Consider the following 24148-nt stretch of genomic DNA (forward strand, 5'->3'; position numbering starts at 1 on the left):
CGGGAGTCACGGCGCGGCCAGCTCCGCGCGGATCCCGTCGGCCTCGGCCATCCCGAGCGCCGCGTACCCGGCGAGCGCACTGGCCAGGTGCCGGCGCGCCGATTCGGCGTCCCCGAGCGCCCGACAGGCCCGGGCCAGGCCGGCGTCGGCGCGGGCCTGCTGGTGGCGTTCCCCCGTGTCACGGGAGACGAGCCGGGCGGTGCGGTGCTGCTCGACCGCGGCGGCGGCGTCCCCTGCGGCGGTGAGCGCCTCGCCGAGTCCGTTGAGCGCCCACACCTCGCCGGACCGGTCCCCGGTCTGACGGGCGAGCGTCAACGCCTCGCGCAGCAACGGTATCGCCTCGGCCGGGCGTCCCTCGCGGACGAGCGAGACGCCGAGTCCGTTGAGCGCCCAGGCCTCGCCGGCCGGGTGCCCGATGCGTCGGAACAGCTCCAGCGCCGCGCGCTGATTCGCCGACGCGGCCGACAGCAGCCCGGCCCGCAGCTGCGCCTCGGCCAGATTGGCGAGCGCGGTCGCCTCGCCGACCCGATCGTCGAACTCCCGGAACCGCTCCAGCGCCGCCTCGTGCCGGGCGAACGACGAGGGGAAGTCCCCGAGCCAGCCCTCGACCAGCCCGAGCGAGGTCAGCGCCCGCGCCTCGGCGTGGCGGTCGCCGGCCCGCCGGATGCCCTCCAGCGCCTGGAGCTGGTGCGTGTGCGCCGTCGCGTACCGGCCGAGCAGCGCCTCGACGAGGCCGAGCGTGCCGGCCGCGCGGGCGGCGCCCGGGGCGTCGTCGACCCGACCGAAGAGTTCGACCGCGCGGGCCAGCTTGTCGGCGGCCGGTTCGAGGCGGCCGACCTGCAGGTGGGTGGTGCCGAGGTGGTACGAGGTGACGGCCTCGCCGGCCACGTCGCCGGCGCGGCGGGCCGCCTCGATCGCGTGCGCGTGGATCGTCAGGGCCCGCAGGTAGCGGCCGCGGTCCAGGTAGCGGAAGAGGGTGCCGGAGAGCCGGATCGCGTGGCGCGCGCCGTCCCGGTGGGCGGCCATCGCGGTGAGGTTCGGCAGCTCACCGTCCAACCAGGACAGTGCACCGTCCGGTGTGGACAGATCCGGGACCGCGGTGGCGGGCGCGTCGACCGGCGGGCGGTGGTGGCGTTCGGCGGGGTGCAGCACATCCACCGCGGCGGCGGCCGTCCCGAGGTAGTGGTCGAAGAGCCGCGTCAACGCGGGGCCGCCATCACCGTCCACAGTGGACGCGGCGTAGACGCGCAGCAGGTCGTGCATGCCGTAGCGGCGGGCGCCGACCGCGTGCACCAGGTGGGCGCGCACCAGCAGCGCCAGGTTCTCCCGGGTGGCGCGCAGGTCTTCACCGGCCAGCGCGGCCGCGGCGTACTCGTCCAGATCGAGGCCCGGGTGCAGCCCGAGCAGCGCGAACAGCCGCACCGCCGCCGGCCGCAGGTGCCGCAGCGACCAGGAGAAGACCGCCGTGACCGCGCCGCGCGGGTCGCCGCCGGCGTCCAGGCGGTCGAGCCGTTCGCGCTGGTCGGCCAGCTCGGTCACGAGCTCCGACAGGGTCGCCGGGTGGCGGGCGGCCGCCAGTTCGGCGGCGAGGCGCAACGCCAGGGGGAGGCGGGCGCACTGGTCGGCGAGCACCGCCGCGGCCGCCGGTTCGTCGTCCACGCGGGTGCCGATCAGCCGGCGCAGCAGCGCCACCGACCGGTCGCGGGGGAGCAGGCCGAGGTCGACGCGCCGCGCGCCGTGCAGGGCGACGAGGCCGGCGAGGCTGTCCCGGCTGGTGACCAGGACCGCGCACGTGCCGGTGCCGGGCAGCAGCGGCCGGGTCTGTTCGACGGTGGCGGCGTTGTCCAACAGGATCAGGATCCGGCGTCCGGACGTCTCGGTCCGGTACCGTGCCGCGCGCTCGTCGAGCCGCAGCGGTATCTCCATCGGGGGAACGCCCAGTGCCAGCAGAAAACCCGCCAGCACGTCGGCCGGGTCGGCGGGCCGTTCGGGGTCGTAGCCGCGCAGGTCGGCGTAGAGCTGCCCGTCCGGGAACCGGTCCCGCGCCCGGTGCGCCCAGCACACGGCGAGCGCGGTCTTGCCGACCCCGGCGGTGCCCGACACGACGGCGACCGGCACGGCCGTCGACCCCGGTTCGGCCAGAACGGCGTCCAGCGCCGCCAACTCCTCGTCCCGGCCGGTGAACGCGGCCACCTCGCCCGGCAGCTGCGCCGGCACGGCGGTGGCGGACGGGGAGACGGCGGGGGCCGCCTCGGGACCCAGTTCGCCGCGCAGGATCGCCCGGTGCGCCTCGCGCAGCGCCGGCCCGGGGTCGACGCCCAGCTCCTCGACCAGCCGCTGCCGGGTGACGGTGTACCGGTCGAGTGCTTCCGCCTGGCGCCCGGCCAGTGCCAACGCCCGCATGAGCGTCGCCGCGAGCGTCTCGGCGAGCGGCTCCTCCTCGACCAGTTCGGTCAGCGGCGCGAGAACCGCCGACGGGTTGCCGGCCGACAGTTCGGCCGACGCCCAGGCGGCCACGGTGTCGAGGCGTTCGCGCTGCCAGGTCCGGCGCATCCGGTCGGCCCAGTGCCCGGTGATCCCCGCGAGGGGCTCGCCCCGCCACAACTCCAGCGCGGCGCGCAGCGACTCCCGTTCGCCACGCGCCGCGAGGTCGCGGAAGCGGTGCAGGTCGACCCGCTCGGGCGGCAGGTCCACGGTGTACCCGGCCGAACGGTGCACCAACGGCACGTTCCCCGTCCCGGCCTCGCGGAGCGCGCGCCGCAGCCGCGCCACGTAGGCGTGCAGCGAACGCCGCACCCCGTCCGGCGGCTCACCGCCCCAGACGCGGTCGACGATCAGTTCGGGGGTGACGACCCGGCCGACGTCGACGAGCAGCGCGGCGAGGACCGCCCGCTGGCGCGGTGCGCCGAGGTCGACGCGGTGCGGGGAGCCGATCAGTTCCACCGGACCCAGCAGTTGGAACTCCACGGTTGGTAACCATAGATATCCCCTCAGACGGGTGCGCCGAGGGTGACGAGGGCGGTGAGCCGCGCCTCGGACTCCGGCACCGGCGTCAGGATCACGACCTTCAGCTCCGCGTCGCCGTCGGTCAGCACGTCGCAGTCGACCTCGATCGGGCCGGCGCCCGGATGTTCGATGACCTTGTGGTCGGCGCGGTGGGTGCCGACCGCGCCGGCCGACCACAGCCGCGCGAAGCGGTCGTTGCCGGCGACGAGCGTCGCGATCAGGCCGCTCAGGCGGGGGTCGTGCGGGAAGCGGCCGGTGGCGCGGCGCAGGTCGGACGCGGCGGCCGCCTCGAGCTCCGCGCGGGCGTGGGAGACCACCGGCCAGTGGGACATCCGCGGGCCGTCGCCCGCCAGCGGGAACGTCTCCCGCGCGAAGTTGCGCATCGCGGGCGGCACCGCGGCCGGGTCGCCGACCAGCGCCGCCCAGGCGGGGTTCCACCGCAGCAGGTGCCAGTCGGCCGCGAAGACCGCCACCGCCGTGCTCTCCCCGAGCCGGTCCACCACCCGCCGCAGCCCGGGCGGCACGCGGTCGCCGAGCCGCCCGTCGGCCGGTGGCGCCTGCCCGGCCAGCCGGTAGAGGTGGTCACGTTCGGCGGTGCTCAGCCGCAGGGCGCGGGCCAGCGCGGCGAGCACCTGCGCCGAGGGCGTGCCGAAGCGTCCCTGTTCGAGGCGGACGACGTAGTCGACGGAGATCCGGGCGAGGTCGGCCAGCTCCTCGCGACGCAGCCCCTTGGCCCGCCGCGCGGGCCCCTGGGGAAGGCCGGCGTCCGCGGGGGAGAGGCGGTCGCGCCACGCGCGGAGGGTCGCGCCGAGTTCGGACATGTCGACGATTGTCCCGCGCGTTCCGGCCCGGAGGGTGGTAAGGATCTTCCCTGGCGAACGTCATGGGCCCGGCCCACGCTGGCCCCATGACGATCACCTTCATCACGGGGGCCAACAAGGGCCTCGGCCACGAGACCGCGCGCCGCCTCGTCGCCCTGGGACACACCGTCCTGCTCGGTGCGCGCGACGTGCGGGCCGGCCGGGCCGCCGCGCGGGAACTGGGCGCCCGCCACGTTCCACTCGATGTGACCGACGAGGAATCGGTGGCCGCCGCGGCCGCGGACGTCGAGCGGCACGAGGGCCGGGTCGACGTGTTGGTCAACAACGCCGGGATCCACGGCCCCTTCGGTGACCCGAGCGGGCTGACCGGCGCGGACGTCGGCGCGGTGCTCGACGTGAACGTCGTCGGGGTGGTGCGCGTGACGACGGCCTTCCTGCCGCTGCTGCGCCGCTCCGCCGACCCGGTGATCATCAACGTCAGCAGCGCGATGGGCTCCCTGGCCGCCACGCACGACCCGCGGCGGCCCGAGTCGACGGCGATCGCCCCGGCCTACACGGCGTCCAAGGCGGCGCTGACCATGCTGACCACGCAGTACGCCAAGGCGCTCCCGGGCCTGCGGATCAACGCGGCCGACCCCGGCTACACCGCCACCGACCTGAACGGCCACAGCGGCCACCAGACCGTCACGGAGGGTACCGACGTGATCGTCCGCCTCGCCACCGAGGGGCCGGGGCACGGCACCGGCCGTTTCGTCGACCGGGCGGGTGACATCGCCTGGTGACCCGGTAGGGTTCGGCCTCGTGCCGGAACTGTCGGTGATCAACCCGCCGGCACAGTGACGTATCCTGATCACGATGGTGAACGGGGGAGCAGACGTGCCGAGCCTTGACGAGGTGGAGACCCTCCTCGACGATCTCCGCCCGCACCCGGTGGTCCGCCGGTTCGCGCTGGAGGTGGCCGACAGCGAGACCGTGTGGAGCGAGCGCACCGGCGGGTCGGTGAGCCTGCGGGCGACGGCCGAGGAGAGCCCCGCCGCGATCCTCGTCTACAAGGAACGCGTCGAGGTCTGCCTGGCCCCGGAACGCGCGCGCGAGTACGGCAACGCGATCACCGGCAGCCGCCTCTTCACGCCCAACGCCACCACCAGCCACTGGGTCATCCCGGCGGCGCTGCTGGTCGCCGACGACGCGATGCGCGCCGCGCTGGAGGCCGTCGCGTGGCGGCGCCACGAGGCCCTGGTCCGGCCGGCGCCGGTCACGCCGACGCGCACCCGTGCGAGCCGTTCGACGACGGCGCGCTCCAGCACCCCGCGGGCGCCCCGCACGCCTAAGGCCGTCGTCCCGGAACGTCCTCCGGCGGCCGACCCGCAGTGCCCGATCCACTTCATCCCGCGCCGCATCTGCGAGTGCAACGAGGGCTAGGCAGGTGGGTAAGCGGGAGCCCGGTAGGCAGGTCATTGCGACCAACCGGAAGGCCCGGCACGACTACACCATCCTGAAGACCTACGAGGCCGGCATCGTGCTCGCCGGCACCGAGGTCAAGTCCCTGCGCGACGGCCACGCCTCCCTGGTGGACGCGTTCGCCCAGGAACGCGACGGCGAGATCGTCCTGTACAACCTGCACATCGCCGAGTACGGCTTCGGCAGCTGGACCAACCACCAGCCGCGCCGCACCCGCAAGCTGCTGCTGCACCGCGTGGAGATCGACCGGATCCTGGAGAAGCTGCGCGAGGGCGGCATGACGTTGGTGCCGCTGTCGATGTACTTCGCCGGCGGCTGGGCGAAGGTGGAACTCGGCCTCGCCCGGGGCAATCGCACGTTCGACAAGCGGCAGGTGCTCGCCCGTCGCGACGCCGACCGCGAGATCGCCCGGGAGCTGGGCCGCCGCCTGAAGGGCCGACCGCGCTAGTTCGCGAGCGCGCGGGCGACCTTGACGACGCGTTCGGCCAGATGGTCCAGCGCGGCGTACTCCACCTCGGTCAGCGGGGCGTCGTTGTTGCCGCCGGAGACGTGCGAGACGCCGTACGGGTTGCCGTCGGCGAACTTCAACGGATCCGTGTAGCCCGGCGGCACGATGATCCCGCCGAAGTGGTGGATCGTGTTGTAGAGCGCCAGCAGCGTCGACTCCTGCCCGCCGTGTGCGGTCTGCGACGCCGTGAACCCCGCGTACACCTTGTCGGCCAGCAGCCCCTGGGCCCACTGCGGCCCCAGCGTGTCGAGGAACTGCTTGAGCTGGCTGGCGATGTTGCCGTAGCGGGTGGGCGAACCGAACAGGACCGCGTCGGCCCAGACCATGTCGTCCGCCGAGGCCGTGGGCTCGTCCTTGATCCGCTCGGCGTGCTGGCTCCAGGCCGGGTTCGAGGCGATGGCCTCCTTCGGTGCCAGTTCCTGGACGTGGCGCAGCCGTACCTCCGCGCCCGCCTTCTCACCGGCCTCGGCGAGCCGGCGCGCCATGGCGTCCACGGTGCCGGTCGAGGAGTAGTAGATGACGGCGAGCTTGGTGTCGGGCATGACGAACGGCCTCCCTGTCGGTGTTCACTCTCAGGGGGCTACTGCCCATTTTGAATCGCCTGTACCGGTTCCGGGCCCGGTTTCGCGAGAATGAGCCGGGCCCGGCGCGCGGCTAGCCGTTCTCCACGGCGGCTATCTGTTCCGGTGTCCAGTTGCCCAGGTAGACGTTCCCGCCCTCGGCCGGCTGCTCCTCGCGCAGCACGGCCGCCTCGCGCAGGATCCGTTCCATGAACGCCACGGGCAGCCGCGGATTGCGTGCCGCCTGCCCCGCGACGGCGGGATCCTCGAACAGTTCGCAGACCCGCGCGGCGGGCAGGCGGCGGTCCCCGGCGGCCCAGGCGCGCACCAGGGGGTGCGGGTCCCGGCTGAGCCGTTCGATCAGCTCCGGGCCGGCGCCGGGGTCGAGCGTGGCCAGCGCCCGGATCCGCGGGTCCGGCGAGTCGGCGCGGCGGGCGAGGCCGTCGCGCGGGAAGTTCGGGTGCTGCAAGAGGCGGCCGATCGTGACGACCCGCGCCTCCAGGTAGGTGGCGAGCACCACCTCCCCGGGGGCCTGCGGGTTGCGCTCGCACAGCAGCAGGCGCACCGCGGGGTCCGGGTCGGCGGCGAGCAGCGCGACGAGTTCGGGGGCGATGCGGGTGTTGAGCGCGATGCTGCGCCGCAGACCGATGTGGGCCGAACGGGCACAGCGCCGGTGCACCCGCGGGTCGTCGCTGCGCAACACCCAGAGCAGTGGCTGGAGCCGGTCGTCCGGCCCCACGTGGTAGTCGATCGCGGCGCGCTGTTCCTCGGTCAGTTCCGGCCGCATCGACACGGCGAGCCGGACGTGCGGCGACGGGTCGACGGCGAGCGCGGCGACGACGTCGGCGGGCAGGTCGGGGTGTGCGGCGGTCTCGGTGCGGACCCATTCGCTCTCGTCGCGGGCGCGTTCGCGCAGCTCCTCGGGGCTCGGCGGAACGGGCGGCGCCGGCGGCGGTTCCTCGGGCGGCAGGAGGGCCCGGATACGGGGCGGCAGGACGTCGCGATGGCGTGGCCAGGCCAGGGTCTTGATCGCTTCCGGCCGGCGTTCGAGCAGGCGGTCGTAGCCCGCGTCGGTCAGCAGCGGCACGGGTTCGCTCGACCAGCGGGTGAACAGGTCCGGCCCCTCGGCGAGGAGGTCGAGGACCAGCGGGTCGGGATCCTCGACCAGTGTGGTGCGCTGCTCGGGGGTGAGGCCGGGGGCTTGCGTGAGCGTGATGCGGATCGCGCGGTGCGGATGCTGCGCGAGGGCCGCGACCTGTTCGTCGGTCCACTCCTCGCGGTACTCCACGCTGGTCAGGGTGTCGGTGTCGTACTCGTCGACGAGCCGGCGCAGCAGCGCGCCGGGAACCGCCGGATTGGCGGCCAGGCCGCGCAGGCGGGCCCGTTCGGGGCGGTGGTAGCGGTCGAGATAGGCGTCGTTCGCGTACAGCGGGAACCTCCCGTGCCGTCCTCGCGCCGTCCGGGCGGGCGGCGCGAAGGGCAACTCTAGGAAGGGATTCCGGCGATCGACAGGTCTGAACGCCCGAGTGACCCGGTGCTCCGGCCGGCGTTAGGCTGGAGCCACACACCTCCGCCGGTCCAGGCGCCGTTCCCCCGGAAAGCGGGGAACCAAGGGATTTCCCGGAAGCGGTCCGCGTGGCGCGGGACGAGACTTCCTCGTGAAGTTCATGGGGAGGAAACGTGCTGACCGTGCAGGTGGAGCTGGAGCTGGACGCGCCCGCGAGGGTCCTGCGCCTGGCATTGACGACCGTCACCGAGTCGGTGGCCGAGCAGCACGCACGGGTGGTGGTGCACCGCGTCGCGCAGATCCACCGGCCCGGCCGCGCGACCCCGGTGGTGCGGATCGACGGCGACAACCTGATGGACGAACGCGTGCCGACGGTGCGGATCGGGGGCGCACGCGTGCCGATCGTCGAGGCGACGGAGTCGCTGGTGCTGGCGGGGCCGTTCGCGCGGCAGCTCGGCGGCATCCTCGAGGTCGAGACCGACACGGGCGGGCTGGTGCGGTATCCGCTGTCGCCGGCGTCGTGACGGCCCGCGCCGTCACGACGCCGCGGCGTCCCGTTCGGCCAGCGCGGGGAAGCGGTGCGCCAGTTCCGTCCGGGTCCGCACGCCGAGCTTGCGGTAGACGTTGCTCAGGTGGAACTCGACCGTCTTGACGCTCAGGAACAGCCGGGCGGCCACCTCGCGGTTGGTCGCACCGGCGGCGGCCGCCCGCGCGGCCTGCAACTCCTGCGGCGTCAGCGCCCCGGACGGATCGTCGGCCGGGGATCCGGCGGCGCCGGGGCCGCCGCAGGCGAGCAGTTCCTCGTGCGCGCGGGTCACCCACGCCCGCGCGCCGACGGTCGTGAAGATCTCGTGGGCGGCCAGGAGCGTGGTCCGCGCCCGGATCCGCCGACCGGCCCGGCGCAGCCGCTCGCCGTACGCGAGGAGGGTCCGGCCGAGGTCGAACGGCGAGTCGACCCCGCGGTGCAGCACCAGCGCCGCCTCGAAGTGCCGGGCGAACTCGCCCTCCGGCGCGACGAGTCCGAGCAGGCGCCGCGCGAGGGCGGCCTGGGCCGGCAACGCGCCGCCGTCGAGCGTTCGCGCGGTGACGGCGGCCGGGATCCGGGTGTCCGGGCGGCCGGCCCGGATGCGCGCCTCCAGCAGCTCCGCCGTGCGGGTGAAGCCGGGCAGGGCCGAGCGCCACGCGACCACGGCCTCGTCGTACCGGCCGGCGCCGGCCTCCAGCACCCCGATGGCGTCGTTGGCCGCGTCGCCGGCCGCGCGCACCGCGTGGCGCCGGCACGCGGCCTCGTCGCCGCGCACCGCGTGCACCTGGGCGAGCAGCCCGTGCAGCCGCTGCGACCAGAACCCGTCGGTGACCCGGTCGGCCAGCGCGACGCCCTCGTCGGCGAGGGCGGTGGCCGCACGCAGCCGCCCGGCCCGGAGCGCGGCCCGCGCGCTCGCGAACAGCGCCAGCGGCAGCACGCCGATGATCCCGGCGGCGCGGGCGCCGTCCAGGACCGGGGTGAGCAGGCCGTCGGCGGCCCCCGGCGCGCCCACCTGGGACAGGCCCAGCGCGGCCAGGATCACGTACTCGGGCGCGGTGTGGCCACGGGCCAGGTCGGCGACGCGGCGGCGCAGCAGGGCGGCCCCGTCGGACGGCCGCTCGCCGTGCAGGAGGACGATCGCGCGCACCACGTCGGTCTCGATCGTCTCCACCCGCGCGGCGGCCAGCAGGTCGGCGGCGCGGTCGGGATCCCCGGAAAGAAGAGCGGCCACCGCGGCCAGCGTGACCGGCCCGGCGAGCGCGCAGGCCGTCGCGGGATCGCCCGTGAACAGCTCCGCCCGCGCGAGGTGAAGGGCGAGCCCCGGCCCGAGGTCTGCGGAATGCCGGCCCGCCGGCAACAGCGACCGCGCCCGGTCCCGCTGCCCGGCGAGGCGCGCGTCCGCCGCCGCGTACCGCAGCCGCTCGTCCCGGAGCACGGGATCGTCGGTCAGCGAGGCGGCCAGTTCGACAGCCGCCGCCGCGGTGGCGTGCCGCCCGCGGGCGCGTTCGTTCGCGGCCATCCGGTCGAGCACGTCGGCGAGCGCGGGGTCGCGGTTGTCTCGCACGGTGGTGTCCCTCCTGCCGTACTCCGACTGAAAGACGACAGTGCGCCCCGCGCCTGATCACCACGTAGGGAGAACTCCCGGTATGCCGCGCCGGGCACCCTTACCCCGGACCTCAATCCGGCCTCAAGACATGGTCGTCGGACACAGACGGCATGCATTCATCCTGATTTCATGGGTGCTGCGCGAATCAAGCGGATCAATGCGAAAAGCCGATCGACAGACCGGCTGTTCGGGACCAGGCTGGCGGACAGGTCTACCGGATGGGCGACGGATGACTTCTCGGGCGTATCGCAGCGCGTTCGTCGGTCGGGTCGAGGAGCTGGCGCGACTGGACCGGGCCCTGGCCGAGGCCGCCGGCGGCAGCCCCGCGGTCGTGGTGGTCTGCGGCGAGGCCGGCATCGGCAAGACGCGCCTGCTGACGGAGTTCGCGCGCGGCGCGGCCGACTCCGGCGCCCGGGTGCTCGTCGGCGGCTGCGTGGCGGTCAGCGGCGGCGGCCTGCCCTACGGCCCGGTCGTGGAGGCGCTGCGCGGGCTGAGCGGCGAGTTCTCCGAGCGGGCCGGCGCCGAGCTGGGCTGGCTGCCGCGGGCCGACCGGGCGCCGGGGCAGGCGCACTCCGAGATCTCCGACGGCATCGGTCAGCTGCGGCTGTTCGAGTGGCTGCTGCGCTTCGTGCAGGAGACGTGCGCGGCGGCGCCGCTGGTGCTGGTGATCGAGGACCTGCACTGGGCCAACCAGTCGACCCGCGACCTGTTGACGTTCGTGACGAGAAACCTGCGCGACGAGCGGTTCCTGCTCGTGACGACCTACCGCGACGACGAGTGCGCCGATCCGCAGCAGCGCGCCTTCCTCGCCGAGCTGACCCGCGGCGCCCGGACCGACCGCATCGACCTGGGCCGGTTCCGGCGGGCCGAGATCGCGTCGCTGCTCGCCGGTGTGCTCCCGGAGGCGCCGAGCGACGCGCTCGTCGGCCGGATCCACGCCCAGTCCGGCGGCAACGCCTACTTCGCGGAGGAGCTGGTCGCGGCCGGCCTCGACGACTGCGAGGTGCCGCCGAAGCTGCGCGACATCCTGATGAGCCGGGTCGAGCTCCTCTCCCGGCCGGCGCAGGAGACCCTGGCGGCGATGTCGGTCTGCGGCCGGCGGGTGCGGCACGCGCTGCTCGCGCGGGTCTCCGACCTCGACAGCCGGGAGCTGACCGCCGCCCTGCGCGAGGCGCAGCGCCACCGGATCATCACCATCGAGGCCGCGGACTCGTACGTCTTCCGGCACGCCCTCGCCCAGGAGGCCGTCTACCAGGACCTTCTTCCGGGGGAACGGCTCGCGCTGCACGGCCGGGTCGCCGCCGCCCTCGACGCCGAGCGGCCCGCCGCCGGTGACGCCGCGGCGGTGGCGGCCGAGATCGCGCACCACTGGTTCGAGGCCAACGAGTACCGCATGGCGCTCACCGCCACCATCACGTCGGCGCGCCTCATGGCGGGCATGTACGCGTTCACCGAGGCGGACCGGCTCTACGAACGGGCGCTGGACCTCTGGACGAGAATCCCCGCCGACGCGCGCCCACCCGGGCTGAGCCTGCTGGAGCTGCTGCGGCGTTCGGCCGAGGCGGCGCGCTGGGTCGGCGACATCGGCCGGGCGGTCGCGCTGATCGAGCACGCCGTCGGGATGGTCGACGAGGACGCCGAACCGGCCCGCGCGGCCATGCTGCACGACCGGCTCGGCCTGTACCTGTGGGAGGCCGGCGAGGGGCGGCGTTCGATCGAGGAGTACGGGACGGCCGAGAAGCTGCTCGACGGCACGCCGGCGACCCCCGTTCGGGCCTGGGTGCTGGCCGATCAGGCGCGCATGCTGATGCTCAGCTCCCGCTACCGGGAGGCGCGGCTGCGCTGCGTCGAGGCGCTGGAGATCGCCCGCGGCTCCGCCGCACCGGCCGCCGAGACGCATCTGCTGGACACGCTCGGGTTCTCGATGGTGATGTTGGGCGAACACGACGCCGGCATCGACCGGCTGCAGCACGCGCGCACGGCCGCCGCCGCGCAGGAGGACGTCGAGGGCAGTTGTCGGGCGCTCACCAACCTGGTGACCGTCCTGCTGCTGACCGGGCGCTACCGCGAGGCGCTGAGCGTCGCCGACGACGGCATCGCGATGATGCGCCACCTCGGGGTCGAACTGGCAGCCGGCGGCGTGCTGCTCAGCATCACGGCCGGCGTGCTGTTCCGCCTCGGCGACTGGCGCCGCGCGGAGGAGCTGACGCAGGAGGTGCTGGCCCGTTCGGCGCCGCCCGGTCTGGCGTTCTTCGCCCACGTGACCCGGATCGAACTGGCCACCGCGCGGGGCCGGCTCGACGAGGCCCGGGACAGCCGTCGGCGCGCGGAGGCGTGCGGCGTGGGCACCACCGATCCGATGGCGCTGGCCGGCCTGTTCGCTGCGGTGGCGGAGCTGTCGATCTGGTCCGAGGAGCTGGACGCGGCGCGGGAGGCGGTCGAACGCGGGCTCGACCTCCTGGAGGAGACCGAGGAGGAGCACCTCGTGGTCCGGCTGTGCGCACTGGGCCTGCGGGTGGCCGCCGACACCGCCGAACGCGCCCAGATGCGCGGTGGGCGTTCCGCGCACGACGCGGTGCTGGCGACCGGGGACGCCTTTCTCGCGCGGATGCACGCGGCGGCCGCGCGTCCCGGGGCGGCGTTCGCGGAGGCGGATGCCAACCGGCTGACGGGCGAGGCGGAGCACGGCCGGCTGCGGCAGCGTTCGGAGCCGGCGAAGTGGTCCGCGGCGGCGGCCCGCTGGGAGGAGCTGGGCGTCGCCTACGCCGCCTGTTACGCGCGCACGCGGGAGGCCGAGGCGACGCTCGCCGCACGCCACGCGCCCAGTGCGAGCGGCGCGCTGTCGGCGGCACACCGGCATCTGCAGGCCCTCGGCGAGGAGCCGATCCTGCTCGCCCGCACCGTCACGACCCTCGCCCGGCGCGCCCGCGTCGACCTCGCGGCGCCACCCGTAGACCGGGCGGATCCGCCGGCCGGCAACCCGTTCCACCTGACCCGCCGCGAACGGGAGGTGCTCGGCCTGCTCGTGGAGGGCTGCACCAACCGGCAGATCGCCCGCACGCTGTACGTGACGGAGAAGACGGCGAGCGTGCACGTCTCGAACATCATGGCCAAGCTCCAGGTCGACAGCCGGGGCCGGGCCGCCGCGATGGCGCACCGGCTCGGCCTCCTGGCGAGTTGAGCCGGCGGGTCAGAGCTTTCCCTCGGCGAGGCCGCGCAGCCCCTCGGTGGAGGGCGCGAACAGGTACTCGCCGCCGGTCGGCACCACGAACGCCTCGGCCGTCGAGACGGTCACCTGCCGGCCGTCCGGCCCGTGCAGGTACGCGGCCCGCATCCCGCCCCGGCACTGGCCGATCAGCAGATCCATGCCGCCGCCCCGGGGAGCCGACGGCGAGTTGCTCCAGATCCGGGTGAGGAACTCGAACTGTTCGACGATCGAGGTCTGGAAGCAGAGGAAGTGCAGCCCGCGGTCCTTGCCGTCACCGGCACGGTGCGGCGGCCCGTACGGCATGCCGCGCCGCAGGATCCGGCGGGTCAGCGTGTCCTCCGGGCCGCCCTGGTCTGTGTGGCCGGTGCGCGGGTTGACCTTTCTGATGTGCGCGCCGCCGGGACAGGCCAGTCCCAACGGGTCCGGCGGGTCGGTGAAGTCGAAATCGTTGTCGGGCCGGCCGTTCGCCGTTCCCCGGATGACCGGGGCGCCGCTCTTCCAGCGCCCGACCAGGAAGGCGCCGAGCGACTCGGCCGCGGCGCGCGGCGCCCAGCCCATCGCCTCGGCGACCCGTTCGCCCTCCCGCGCCAGGAACTCCTCGAAGCGGTCCACGTCCTGGCGAAGCCGGCGGAAGACGAGGTACGACCCGTCGTCCGTCCACTGTGGACCGGCCGACGCCGGCGTCCACGGCCGCACCGGATGGCTGGGATGCTGCCGCGGGTAGCCGAAGACGAACGCCCCGGCGTGGATCAGCGGCGCGCCCGGCGACGCGTACTGCGGCCCGTCCGGGGCGACCCTGAACGGCTCGCTCCCGCCGGGCAGGCCGCGCACCGCCGGCTCCGAGACGCCGTCGCGGAACCCGAAGTGCTCGCGGGCCGCACCGCGTTCGCCCAGCCGGGTGCCGGTCTCCGACCAGACCTGCACCAGACCGCTCTCGGCGGCGCGCAGCAGCACCTGCCGGGCCTTGCGGGACACGGCCTGCGGCGAGCCGGCGACGATGACGAGAACGTGCACCGGCCGCGACGGGGAGCCGACCACCCAGTCCTCCGGGTGGCCGTCGTCGCCCAGCAGCGCCGAGCGCGCCGCGAGCCCTTCGGTGAACGCCTCGTCGGTCAGCCCCGGCTCGGTGCCGAGGAGCGCGGTGAGGCCGGCGTGCGACAGGGCGACGTTCAGCCACGGCCCCGCGAACGACTTCTCCGCCCGGCAGGCGTAGACCTGCGCACCGGTGGTGACGTCCGGCACGAGCGCCGCGAGCCAGCTGCGCGCCGCGGCCGGGTCGACGATCCGCAGCGCCAGCAGGGCCTGCGCGTCGGCGACGAACCCGGGCACCACGTTGCCCTGCACACGGTCGAGCCGCAGGGGAGTGTCATTCATGAGTTCGGCTCCGTTCCGTCGGGCCACATGGTGCGCCAGTCCCGCGGGCCGGTGATGCCCGCCCGCGCGCCGAGTTCGAGCAGCCGCTTCGCGCGCCGGTCCTTGGAGCGCGACACCTCCGGGAACGCGTCGTGCTCGCCGTCGTTCGCCGCCGGCGCCACCTCGGGGTAGTTCACGAAGTCGGCCCGCAGGATCTCGCGCCGGTCGTCGGTGAAGTAGCGGCTGCCCGGCTGCGCACCCACGGCCCGCGGCGGTTCCTCGGCCATCGGCCACGCGACGAGGGTCAACGTCATGCGCACCGCGTCGGCGACCTGGCCGGCGTCGGCGAGCGGCCGGCCGCCGATCCGGATGTCGGAGAGCGTCATCGGGCGTTCGCTGCCGTCGTCGGCCCGCACCCGGCACGTCTCGCCGGCCGGCACCTCGTACACCGCGCGGAGGGTGCGCGCCGAACCGGGCATCCCGGGAACGCCCGCGCCGACCCGCAGCACCCGCCAGTACTCCGGCGGGACCGGGCTGCCGTCGGGTTTCGTCCAGCCGCCGTCCTCCACGTGCGAGATGTAGACGCCGACCGGATCCGCCATCGTGACGTGGTAGCCGGCGCGCGCGAGTTCGTTGGCGGCGGCGCCGATCGCGGGATCGCTGCTGCGGTTGACGGTCCCGAACGCCCCGGCCGCCAGCAGGCTCCGCGCACCCTGCAACGGCTTGCCGTCGGCGTCCGCCCGGATCACGCTGCCGTCGCCGACGACCTGCGCCGCCTGGCCGACCGTGTTCGCCGGGTGGGACAGGTGCATGATGCCGTCGGTGATGTTCCACCTGTTCCACGGGTTGTAGTCGCCGGCCCGGAAACGCAGTTCGCCGCCGAGGTGGACGTCGTGCGCGAAGACCAGATCCGCCGCGGTGACGCGCTCGTCGACGAGTTCCTTGTACAGCGCGACGACGCGGTCCAGCGCGCCGGGGTGGGCCTCGCGCGGGCCGCGGGCCGCCGGCAGCGCGAAGTACGGGGCCGGATACCCGTCGGCGTAACAGCTCCACGCGTCCGGCGGTTCGCACACGAAGGTGATCCGGATCAGGCGTCCGTCGGCGTCGGTCTCCGCGCGCCACTCCAGGTACTCGTCCTGTTCCCGGTATTTCAGGGGAACGGGCGAACCGTCGGCCGTCTCGAAGCGCTGCACACCGAGGCGGCGGGCCGACTCGTAGGCGATGCCGTCGGCGCCGGGCCCACCGCCCGTCCGGTCCCGGGCGGCGCTGCGCAGGACCAGCGGGAAGCCGCTCCACGTGGTGCTGTGCGCACGCGCGTGCGCGGGCACACCGTCGGACGGATCGGTGAAGTGCACCGGGAGTCGCGGGTCGTAGGAGTCGAACGGGCGGTACTGCGCGCGCACGTACAGCAGTTCGGCCTGGAACTGGCTGCGCAGGTAGGCCGTCCAGGCCGGCCGCTGCAGCGGAAAGTCGGTCGTCCCGGCCGGCAGGTCGAGCAGGACCGCGGGGGCCGCATCGCCGCGCCGCTCCGGTCGGGTGCGCCGCCGCAGTTCGTACCGGTCCTTCGCGAGGCTGTCGGCGAACGCCGTCTCCCAGGTGCCGTTCGTGGGATCGAGGTAGGTCGCGTAGCCGCCCGGGCGCAGCCCGAACGCCGCCGGCGCGCGCCCCAGGAAGTCGTTGCCGCCGCCCGTTTTCGTGAAGTACGCCGGCGTGAGGAAGTTCGACACCGGGATGCCGTCGATCTCGTACGACTCCGCCTGGACCGCGTCGCAGACCTCGAACCGGTACAGCACGAACGCCTGGGGGTCGTCCGCGTTGCGCGGGTCGGGTCCGGACACGAACCGCTCGACGGCGCGGTTGCTCAGCATTCGCAGGGCCTCGCGCGAGGCGGTGACGCTCCACGGCTCCCCGAGTTCGGCCGCGACGCGGGTGAACACGAAGGCGCACGGCACCCCCGGCGGCTGCGCGGCGTGCAGGCCGAGCACCTCGTCGACCCGGGGCCCCTCGACGTCGTCGAGCAGGTACAGCACGCCGTCGCCGGAACTCCCGCCGAGCCGCAGCCGCCCGCTCAACGACCAGTGGGGCCGGAAGTCCTCCTCGATCTGGCGGTTGACGGCGCGCAGCACGGCCCGGACGAAGCCGTTCTCCTCGGTGGAGTGGTTGGCGACAGCGATCTGCATGAGGACCCCCCTCGCGGTAAACACCTCGCGCAGACATCGCACAGCCCGCGGGGCCCCGACGCATGGGGAAATTTCCTTAGAGAGGCGTCGGCTTTCTGCCCACGTTCCCCCGAAGCAGCCGGCGGGAACGGTAGGCGAGTGCGGCGGTCGCGAGCGCCGCGCCCCACAGCGGCCACAGCACGGCCGGACCCATCGCGGCCCAGTTGGTCGCGGTGGGCTCGGCGGCGAGCACCCGGATGAACATCAGCCCCGCGGACGTCACCGCAAGGGCCACGACCATGGCCGGGACCACCGCGAGCGGGACCGGCACGCGCCGTCCGCGCAGCACCGGCAGCCAGCGGGGGAACGTCTCGCCCCACGGCCGGATCAGCCCGACCGTGAGCACCGAACCGATCAGCGCCATCGAGCCCAGCGCCGCACCGGCCCACCAGATCCCCGGCATCTCCCGGTCGAACGCCCGAAGCTGCGCACCGCTGAACCCGAGCGGGATCCCGAGCGCCCACGCCCACCGGGTAGCCGCGTACACCACCGGAACGCCCACCGCGACCCACGTGGCCGCGACCCCGAGCCGCCTGCCCGGGACGACCCCGCGCCCCGTGCGCAACCGCCGGTGGCGCGCCGCCGCGACGGCGAACAGCACCCCGCCCGCCATGCACAGCAGCTGGTTGACGACCGGCCACGGCACCTGCGACGCGATCGTGGCGCCCGCCGGCCACCCGAACGGCTTCCCCGCGAGCAGCACCGGGATGTGCCCGATCGCCACCAACGGCCGGTAGTCCGGCAGCACCACACCCAGGAACGCCGCGATCACCCACGCCACCCCCTCGACGGCCCGCCCGGCGGCATCCGCCGCGGCCGGGAGCACGGCCAGCAGCGCGCCCACGGCCGCCATCGCGAACGCCACCGCCGCGACGGCCGGCGCCGCCTCCGCCCGCAGCCCACCGAGGATCGACATCCCATCGCGATGGCGGGATCCGGATCGCCCGCACCGTACGGAAACCCGTCCCCGCCACCGGCCCAGTAGAGCGCCAGCACCCCGTACCCGAACGCCCACAGCGCGGCGCCCACCCCGATTCGTCTCATGCCGCCCACGCTTCCGTCCGGGACCGCCCGCCACCATCTGCCGAACGGGGTGCGCGGCACCCCCGCGACGCCCCGGCACCTGCCGTTCGGCGGAGACCGGTGCGGCCGGCGGGCCGCCTAAGGTCCTGTCTCGCGGATCACGCCGGCCAGGCGGCGTCTGAGCCTCGCCTCGGCTCGACGTGATCCACGAGACAGGCCCTAGGCTGGAGCGGTGACGACGGGGACGCAACGCATCGACGGCCGGGCCGAAGCGGCGGTGCACCGGTTTCCGCGCCGCGCTCGTGTCCACAGTGGACAGAGCAGGCACGGGGGCCGGCCCGGGCACGCTCCGCGGCACCGCGCCGGGACGGCCCGCACGCCGTCCCGCGCCCGGCGGATCCCGCGATGACCGGCCTCGGCCCGCTCGCGCTCGGACCGCTGGCCGTGGCCTTCGCCGCCCTGCTCGCGCTGCCGTTCCTCGGGCGGCGCCGCGCGTACTGGCCGGCCGGCCTCGCCGCCGCGGTCTCCCTCCTGGCGACCGCCGCGTCCCTGCGGCTGCGCCCGCACTACGCCGAACTCGCCGGCACGCTCGCCATCGTCGAGTGCGGCGCGCTCACCCTGCTGACCGCCGTCGTCGCCCGCTGGTCCCCGCGCCGCGCGGCCGTGCTCGTCGCCGCGGCCTGCTGGCTCGCCGCCGCCCTGTCCGTGCTGCGCTTCCTGCCCGACGTCTCGGTCATCGAGACCGTCGGCGCGTGCGCCGTGTGGGGCGCGGGACCGGCCGTCGCCGTCGTCGTCGGTGGCTATCCGCGCCGCTCGGAGGAACGCCGGATCGGTGCCGTGGCGGCCGCCCGCCGCGCCGAGCAGGTGGCGCTGGCCCGCGACATCCACGACTTCGTGGCCCACGACGTGAGCGGCATCGTCGTGCAGGCGCAGTCGGCGCGCTTCAGCGGCGATCCGGCCGAGCTGGCGCGCGCACTGGAACGCATCGAGGCCGCCGGGCTGCAGGCCCTCGCGGTGCTCGACCGGACCGTGCACGCGCTGCGCGCCGACGACGCCCCGCTCGGCCTCGCCGACCTGCCGGCCCTGGTCGAACGCTTCGAGGGCACCGCACACCTCGACCTGCCCGAGGTTTCCGACGTGCCGCGCGATGTCGGCGCCACCGCCTATCGGGTGGTGAGCGAGTCGCTGACGAACGTGCGCCGCCACGCGCTGTCGGCCCCGTCCGTGCGCGTGACGGTGCGGCGTTCGGCCGGCCCGGCGCTGAACGTCACGGTCGTCAACGAACGGCCGGGTGCGCGCCGGCCGCTGCTGGCCCGGGCCGGCGGCGGGGGTTCCGGGCTGGCGGCGCTGCGCGAGCGGGTCGGGCTGCTCGGTGGGACGTTCGCGGCCGGGCCGCATCGCGGGGGTTGGCGGGTCGCGGCCGTCCTGCCGTGGGGCCCGGCGTCGTGAGCACCACCCGCATCGTCATCGTCGACGACCAGGAGAACGTCCGCGCCGGGTTCCGGCTGGTGCTCGACAGCCAACCCGACATGAGCGTCGTCGGGGAGGCGGCCGACGGCGCGGCCGCGCTGGAGGTGGTGCGGCGGCTGCGGCCGGACGTCGTTCTGGCCGACGTGCGCATGCCCGGTGTCGACGGGCTCGAACTGACCCGCCGGCTCGCCGGCACCGGGCCGCGCGTGATCGTGGTGACGACGTTCGACCACGACGAGTACGTGACGGGCGCACTGCGCGACGGGGCCTGCGGGTTCCTGCTGAAACGTTCGGGACCGACGCTGCTGATCGAGGCGGTGCGGGCCGCCATGGCGGGGGACACACTGATCAGTCCGCAGGTGACGGTGCGGCTGCTGCGGCGCATGCCGTCGCTGTCGGCCGTTCCGGTCGGGAACGCCCCCTTGACGGCGCGCGAGCTCGAGATCGCCGTGGCGGTCGCCCAGGGCGGCACCAACGCCGGGATAGCCCGGGAACTGGGCCTTTCCGCCGGCACCGTCAAGACCCACGTGGCCCACATCCAGGCCAAGCTCGGCGTGCGTAACCGGGTCGGGATCGCGGCGTGGGCGTGGGCGGCGGGGCGGGTTCCGAAATGACGACGGCCCCGAAGGAGCGATCCCTCCGGGGCCGTCGCGGCAGCGGCCACCTCAGCACTGTTCCCAATCGATGTTGAACAGTGTGTCGACGTCACCCTCGGCGGCGCGCAGCGAGAGGCTGCTGCGGCTCGTCGACGTACCGGCGTCGACACGCAGTTCGGTGTTGACGTTGAGGATGCGCTCGGAACCGCATTCGGAGTAGACGAGCACCGGTGCGACGTCGTGCGACGACCAGAACCCGTTGAACGGGCCGGTGAACTCCTGCTCCGTACTGTCCGACCGGGACGAGCCCTGCCAGTAGTAGGTCGTGCGGTGCAGGCCGGAGGAGCCGGAGTTGAGACGGGCCCGGCCGCGGTAGTTCACGCTCGCGATCGCGAACGTCCAACCGGCGGGCACGGTCACCAGCACGCTCATCTGGCAGTTCTTGCGGCGGTCGGTGACCGCGGCGGAGCCACCGGCCTCGGCGAGGAAGTCGGTGTACCTGATCCGGAAACCGGTCTTGTTCGCGTCGGCGTAAACGCTGGCGGTGCCCGGCGCGCAGCCGGAGCCGTTGTTGGCGACGACCTGGACCGTGATGTTTCCGCTGGGAACGGCGGTAGTCGTGGGGGCCTCCGCGGTCGCTCCCGCAGCGGCGGCGGGTACGGAAAGCGACAGCGCGAGGAATGTGCCCAGCGCGGCGGCGATGGCGCGCCTTTCGCCGGCCTGTCTGACGGTCATGGAATTCCCTCCGGTCGTGCGGACATGAAAAGACGACCACGTATCACGCGCATACGTCGGTCGCCGAATTACCCCTGGGGGAGGCCCCGTCCAAGGTCATTCGTAATTGACCATGGTGCTGGTATTGACCCCCATGACTGACTTAGCAGCGAATGGTACAGACGCCCCCGGGGCCGCACAAGCATCGAATATGATCGACATCCAAGGGTGTGGCGAGGGTGCTCGCGGCGCTGAAAAATAGTTTTCACGGAGCCCGTCTGGAACAGTTCCAAACGCGGACGGAAATCGTTTCATTCGATAAATTCGATCGTTGACACTCATCAATATCCGTGAATAGCCTTGCCCGGCGCGCGCACCCCCCACATCCTCGAAGGGAGTCCCATGCGGAAATTCTTGGCGCGCGGGAGCGTCGTCGTCGCATTCTTGGCGTCGCTCATCGTCGCCGCGCCCGCCAACGCAGGCTCACCCCTGGACAACCCGCCGGATGACGAGATCGTCATCGACCTGGTCGCCATGGCCGGATCGGGTTGTGCACCGGGGACGGCCGATGTCGCCGTCTCGCCGGACAACACCGCGTTCACCGTCATCTACAGCAACTACCTGGCCCAAGCCGGCCCGGGAATCTCTGTCACGGACGGCCGCAAGAACTGTCAACTGAACGTGTTGGTCCACGTGCCGCACGGCTTCACGTTCGCGATCGCGAAGGTGGACTACCGCGGCTACGGATTCCTGCAGCGGGGCGCCACCGCGTCGCAGCGGGCCAACTACTACTTCCAGGGCATGACCCAGGGGACCTATGTGAACCACAACATCGGCGCACCGCTGGATGACAACTGGATCGTCTCCGACGACGTCCCGATCGCCGCACAGGTCTTCCGGCCCTGCGGGGAACTCCGCAACCTCAACATCAACACCGAATTGCGGGTCGCCAAGGGAACGTCCACCGACGTCAGCTACCTGACGATGGACTCGACCGACGGCAGCATCGCCACCATCTACCACTTCGCGTGGAGGCAATGCCCGTAAGACGCTGAACCGAAAATGGCGGAGGGCCGCAAGGAAATCCCCGCGGCCCTCCGTCGGCATGCCTATTCAATTGCGTGGATCCCGATAGGTCACCTCGAACGAGCCCGTGACGGCCTCGGCCTCGACGAGGACGAGTGCGCGACCGCCGGCCGGCACGGAGCAGGTGAGGGTGGCCTCCTTGCCGATATTTCCGTAGCCGCAGTAGCGGGAACCGTCCGCGCCGTAGACCGAGACCGTCATCGTGCTCGCGCCCCGGACCCGCCGCACGGTGATCGTCTGGGCGCCGCTGTGTTGATCCGAGGGAACGACGTAGCAGCCCACGAACCGGTCCGCTCCGGTGGCGAACAGCCCACGCCCGGCCGTGCGGGTGAGCGTCGGGCAGGACGACGGCCCGTCGGTGCGCGCGAACCCGGTGACGAACGAACCGCTCGCGACACCCGCCGGCGGCACGATCACCGCGTAGAACGGCCCGGTGCCGCGCAGTACGCAACCGACCAGGCGCAGTTCCCAGTTGCCGCACAGATAGGTGCCCTGGGCGTCGAAGACCGTCGTGGTGGGGAAGATCGCCGGGTCGAGCGGCACCTGCTGGATGATCGTGGCACCGGCCGGGCTCGGCAGCAGCAGGCACTCCAGCCTGCCGGTGGCGAAGCCGACGGTACGCGTCGCGTCGCGAAGCCCGCTGTCGGAGACCGCCGCGCACCCGGCCGGCCCGTCCCGCACCAGGATCGTGGCGAAGGCGTCGTTCTCGTCCACCACGGAGCGGCCCGTCCCGTCGACGTCGACGAAGAGCAGGTACCGGCCCGGAGCGGGGATCGTGCAGACGACGCCGCAGTCGGACAGGGACGCGCCGTCGAGCCGGTACACGCCCGCCCACCACACGGTGTTGTCCGGCCCGACCGCGTCGATGCGGTACCTGCCCGCCGTCGGGATGTCGAGAAGGCGGCAGCGGGTCGTGCCGAGCGGACCGGCCGGTCCGGCGTTGAACGCGCCGGGCGAAACCACCGGGCAGCCGACCGGACTGTTGAAGCGGCGCAGCTGCGCGGCGTAGTCCGCTGTCGTCGGCGCGCTCGGGGAGTTGCTCACGTACGACACGAACCGGAAGGTGCCCGACGCCGGCACGACACACCTGGTCGCGGTCTCCGGACCGGAGGAGACGCAGAACGGCGTGCCGTCGGCGTTCAGGAACCAGCTCATCACGAAGCCGGACCCGATCGCCTCGGTGTAGCGGCCGACCACGTCGCCGGCGTCGGCGCTGAACGTGTGGCAGGTCGACTGGACGGTGGAGGCCTGGTGGATCCGCAGCGTCGGCGTGTCCCAGGCGGTGCCGGTGGCCGTGCAGCCGGTGCTCCGGTTCAGCGGCACCACGGCGACCCGGTAGTCGATCACCGGATCGACGGGCTCCGCGCCGCCGCCGGTGGTCCACCGCGCCACGACGAGGGAGTAATCGCCGGTGCGCGGCACGGTGCAGACGAAGGACTCCGCCGCCGAGGCCGGGAGGCCGGCGCAGACCTGGAGACCCGCGTCGTCGTACAGGGCATACCTGGCCCGGGAGTTGTGGGAGATGCGGACGCCGACCCGGCCGGCCTCGAGACCGGTGAGCCGGTGGCACCCGAGGTGATCCAGCCGCACGCTTCCCGCTGCCGTCGCGTCGCCGGGATCGCCGAACGGCGCCACCGGCAGCACCGCACACCCGCTCGGCTGCGAGATGCGCGGCAGCCACAGCGCGTACGCATGTTCCCCCGGATTGTACGGACGGAGAAGGATCCGGTACGGGCCCGGCCTGCTGAGCACGCACGGTGCGGAGGACACCACGGCCGACGGCACGTGACAGAGCCTCGTGTCGGTGCCGTCGACGATCTCCCCACGCACCTGACCGCCGGCCGGGTCGGTGACGTGCAGTACCGCGCCGGCCGGCTGGTCGAACGTGTAGCAGACGGCCGCGGTACCGACCGGCATCGTGGCGGGAGAGCCCGGTCCGGGGAACGCGAACGCCTCGGCCGGCAGCGGGGTGCACGCCGACGGGGCGCGCCGCGACTCGACACTCAGCGAGTACGGCCCGGGCTCGCTCGCGGGGTGGAGCGACACCGTCAACGTGTACACGCCCGCCGCGCCGGTCCGGCAGGTGTCGGTGTCCAGGGGGTCGCAGGTGCCGTTGGCGCCGCGAAGCTCGGCCCGCAGCCCGAACTCCCCGATGAACGCGAAGTCCAGCGTGTCGTCGTCCCGGGTGGTGGTGATCGTGTAGAGGTGCTGCTCGGTACCGGAGATGGTCGGGCACAACAGCACCCGGCCGAACGCCACCGGCCCGCCGCACGTGTCGAGCGCCTCGCCCGCCGGACGGACGGCCGGAGCGGCCTCGGGAGCGAGGGGCGCCGTCCGGGCGGGTGCCTCCAGGGAGGCTGGTGCCGTCGAGGAAACCGGCGCGGCCCCGGCGCGTGCGGGTACGCCCACGAGTGAGAGCAGGAGGAGCCCGGCCCCGAACAGCGCCGTGACCCGGCCACGATTGATCATTCCGATGTTCTCCAC

At 73.9% G+C, this 24148-nt stretch carries 18 protein-coding genes; 8 read left to right on the forward strand and 10 right to left on the reverse strand.

Annotated features, from left to right (window positions below; all coding sequences use genetic code 11):
* Positions 1–6: 6 nt before the first annotated feature.
* Positions 7–2967 carry an AfsR/SARP family transcriptional regulator gene (locus Val02_RS01410; protein ID WP_203896986.1) on the reverse strand — a complete coding sequence of 987 codons (2961 nt, stop codon included), beginning with the start codon at positions 2965–2967 and terminating at the stop codon, positions 7–9.
* Between the two features lie 23 nt (positions 2968–2990).
* Positions 2991–3827, reverse strand: a complete 837-nt coding sequence (locus Val02_RS01415) for an MmyB family transcriptional regulator (protein ID WP_203896987.1) — start codon at positions 3825–3827, stop codon at positions 2991–2993.
* 86 nt (positions 3828–3913) lie between these two features.
* Here Val02_RS01415 and Val02_RS01420 point away from each other — a divergent pair, with 86 nt between their 5' ends.
* The 3 genes from Val02_RS01420 (at position 3914) to smpB (ending at position 5736) form a co-directional block, all read left to right on the forward strand.
* Entirely contained in the window at positions 3914–4609 is a 696-nt protein-coding gene (locus tag Val02_RS01420) for an SDR family NAD(P)-dependent oxidoreductase (protein WP_203896988.1), read from the forward strand.
* 94 nt (positions 4610–4703) lie between these two features.
* Positions 4704–5249, forward strand: coding sequence for a hypothetical protein (locus Val02_RS01425; protein WP_203896989.1), 546 nt, complete (start codon positions 4704–4706; stop codon positions 5247–5249).
* Between the two features lie 4 nt (positions 5250–5253).
* Positions 5254–5736 carry an SsrA-binding protein SmpB gene (smpB, locus tag Val02_RS01430; protein WP_203896990.1) on the forward strand — a complete coding sequence of 161 codons (483 nt, stop codon included), beginning with the start codon at positions 5254–5256 and terminating at the stop codon, positions 5734–5736.
* Here smpB and wrbA read toward each other — a convergent pair.
* Both wrbA and Val02_RS01440 read right to left on the reverse strand, forming a co-directional pair.
* Positions 5733–6338 (reverse strand): NAD(P)H:quinone oxidoreductase, encoded by a 606-nt coding sequence (gene wrbA, locus Val02_RS01435; protein ID WP_203896991.1) that lies wholly within the window; start codon positions 6336–6338, stop codon positions 5733–5735. The genes smpB and wrbA overlap by 4 nt on opposite strands.
* Positions 6339–6450: 112 nt before the next feature.
* Positions 6451–7839: a hypothetical protein gene (locus tag Val02_RS01440; protein WP_203896992.1), complete on the reverse strand. Its 1389-nt coding sequence runs from the start codon at positions 7837–7839 to the stop codon at positions 6451–6453.
* Between the two features lie 197 nt (positions 7840–8036).
* Here Val02_RS01440 and Val02_RS01445 point away from each other — a divergent pair, with 197 nt between their 5' ends.
* Positions 8037–8387, forward strand: coding sequence for a hypothetical protein (locus tag Val02_RS01445; RefSeq protein ID WP_203896993.1), 351 nt, complete (start codon positions 8037–8039; stop codon positions 8385–8387).
* 12 nt (positions 8388–8399) lie between these two features.
* On the opposite strand, the gene Val02_RS01450 is transcribed toward Val02_RS01445, so the two are convergent.
* Positions 8400–9953, reverse strand: a complete 1554-nt coding sequence (locus Val02_RS01450) for a helix-turn-helix domain-containing protein (protein WP_203896994.1) — start codon at positions 9951–9953, stop codon at positions 8400–8402.
* 271 nt (positions 9954–10224) lie between these two features.
* On the opposite strand from Val02_RS01450, the gene Val02_RS01455 reads away from it, so the two are divergent.
* The gene (locus Val02_RS01455) at positions 10225–13176 is read left to right on the forward strand and encodes a helix-turn-helix transcriptional regulator (RefSeq protein WP_203896995.1); all 2952 of its coding nucleotides are present in this window, start codon (positions 10225–10227) and stop codon (positions 13174–13176) included.
* 9 nt (positions 13177–13185) lie between these two features.
* On the opposite strand, the gene Val02_RS01460 is transcribed toward Val02_RS01455, so the two are convergent.
* The 3 genes from Val02_RS01460 to Val02_RS01470 all read right to left on the reverse strand — a co-directional run bounded on the left by Val02_RS01460 (position 13186) and on the right by Val02_RS01470 (position 17691).
* The gene (locus Val02_RS01460) at positions 13186–14577 is read right to left on the reverse strand and encodes a Dyp-type peroxidase (protein WP_203896996.1); all 1392 of its coding nucleotides are present in this window, start codon (positions 14575–14577) and stop codon (positions 13186–13188) included.
* Entirely contained in the window at positions 14574–16736 is a 2163-nt protein-coding gene (locus Val02_RS01465; protein WP_203896997.1) for a DUF8225 domain-containing protein, read from the reverse strand. Before Val02_RS01465 ends, Val02_RS01460 begins: the two co-directional genes overlap by 4 nt.
* Before the next feature lie 76 nt (positions 16737–16812).
* On the reverse strand, positions 16813–17691 hold the full coding sequence (locus Val02_RS01470) for a hypothetical protein (RefSeq protein ID WP_203896998.1): 879 nt from the start codon (positions 17689–17691) through the stop codon (positions 16813–16815).
* Between the two features lie 512 nt (positions 17692–18203).
* On the opposite strand from Val02_RS01470, the gene Val02_RS01475 reads away from it, so the two are divergent.
* Both Val02_RS01475 and Val02_RS01480 read left to right on the forward strand, forming a co-directional pair.
* A complete protein-coding gene (locus Val02_RS01475) occupies positions 18204–19247 on the forward strand; it encodes a sensor histidine kinase (protein WP_203896999.1) in 1044 nt (347 codons plus the stop codon).
* Positions 19244–19882 carry a response regulator gene (locus Val02_RS01480; RefSeq protein ID WP_239151375.1) on the forward strand — a complete coding sequence of 213 codons (639 nt, stop codon included), beginning with the start codon at positions 19244–19246 and terminating at the stop codon, positions 19880–19882. The genes Val02_RS01475 and Val02_RS01480 overlap by 4 nt, the downstream gene beginning before the upstream one ends.
* A 51-nt stretch (positions 19883–19933) precedes the next feature.
* Here Val02_RS01480 and Val02_RS01485 read toward each other — a convergent pair whose 3' ends face one another.
* Positions 19934–20599, reverse strand: a complete 666-nt coding sequence (locus Val02_RS01485) for a DUF4360 domain-containing protein (RefSeq protein WP_239151385.1) — start codon at positions 20597–20599, stop codon at positions 19934–19936.
* 381 nt (positions 20600–20980) lie between these two features.
* Here Val02_RS01485 and Val02_RS01490 point away from each other — a divergent pair, with 381 nt between their 5' ends.
* Positions 20981–21625, forward strand: a complete 645-nt coding sequence (locus Val02_RS01490; protein ID WP_203897000.1) for a DUF4360 domain-containing protein — start codon at positions 20981–20983, stop codon at positions 21623–21625.
* Between the two features lie 66 nt (positions 21626–21691).
* On the opposite strand, the gene Val02_RS01495 is transcribed toward Val02_RS01490, so the two are convergent.
* Complete coding sequence (locus Val02_RS01495; RefSeq protein ID WP_203897001.1) at positions 21692–24148, reverse strand: hypothetical protein; 2457 nt, start codon at positions 24146–24148, stop codon at positions 21692–21694.

The sequence above is a fragment of the Virgisporangium aliadipatigenens genome (assembly GCF_016863615.1).
GTDB lineage: Bacteria > Actinomycetota > Actinomycetes > Mycobacteriales > Micromonosporaceae > Virgisporangium > Virgisporangium aliadipatigenens.